The sequence below is a fragment of the Ruegeria sp. AI2 genome, assembly GCF_056541275.1.
Genome location: NZ_JBQFYB010000067.1, coordinates 1 through 915, shown reverse-complemented (window position 1 = coordinate 915; position 915 = coordinate 1). Strand labels below are relative to the sequence as shown.

At 54.1% G+C, this 915-nt stretch carries 2 protein-coding genes; both read right to left on the bottom strand.

Translation table 11 applies throughout. The annotated features are described in order from the left end of the window. The coding region (locus ACR0LL_RS21180; RefSeq protein WP_480589282.1) for a motility-associated protein at nucleotides 1-529 on the bottom strand (529 nt) is incomplete at its 3' end. A gap of 46 nt (nucleotides 530-575) precedes the next feature. Then, nucleotides 576-915: MotE family protein (locus ACR0LL_RS21175; RefSeq protein ID WP_480589280.1), on the bottom strand; the 340-nt coding region annotated here is incomplete at its 5' end.

Here is a 915-nt window from a genome sequence, read left to right as displayed (position 1 = left end):
CCAATGCAGGAAGGCCGTCCGCGACAACCTGCAACGCGTGGCTGGAATGCATGGCATGATGGAAATTTGCCTCCATCCGTTTTTCCAGAACCTCCTCGACCTGATGCGGGTCGTCATAGTTCATCGCTGCCGACCGCATCGTATCACAAATCAGGTCTACCGCCTCTTTGTCCGCCTGAATTTTGGGGTAGATCGAGAACAGAGACGAGTTTTCCGGCTCCTCAATATGCTGTTCCAGGTCAACTGGGTTCGCTCGCGCAGTCCTGATCAGGGAAAACAACAGGCAGAGCAGATCGCGATAGTCTTCGGGCTTCCACTTCGGTCCTTTGAAGATCTTCCCCATATCCTTGATGGTATGTTTGATCGCGCTTTTGTCATTGGCGATCAGAAAGGCCCCGACCGCAGCCCCGCATATGATCATGATCTCGAAAGGCAAAGACTTTAGAATGATCGCCATCTTTCCGCCGGCTGCAAGATACCCGCCGAAGACCATGACAAAAATGAAGACAATTCCAAACAACCCGATCATCTGAAACCTCCGGCGACATCGAAAAGGGGATTAAAGACCATGACCGTCATTCCACCGGCGCGTTGGCGTTGCGGCCCGCCATCACAACACTGATCGTATAGGCAGCCTCTGGGTTGAGACCGGCCAGAACACCAGCCGCCGCATCCGGAGGCATGCGCGACAGAAATCCGGCGGCAAAGGTCGGGTCCATTGTTTCAAACAGTGCGGCTGCGTCTTTAGGCTTCATATTCTGATACACATCCGTTAGCTGTGTCAGGTCGGTTTCAGCAGCCTGCTCGGCAATGACCAGCGTGGCGCGCAGTTTTTCTTCGGCCTCCTGCAAAGCCATTAATCGTGTCTCAATGGCCTGATCGGCGATCTCCAGCGCCTTTTCCTTGTCCTGCAAG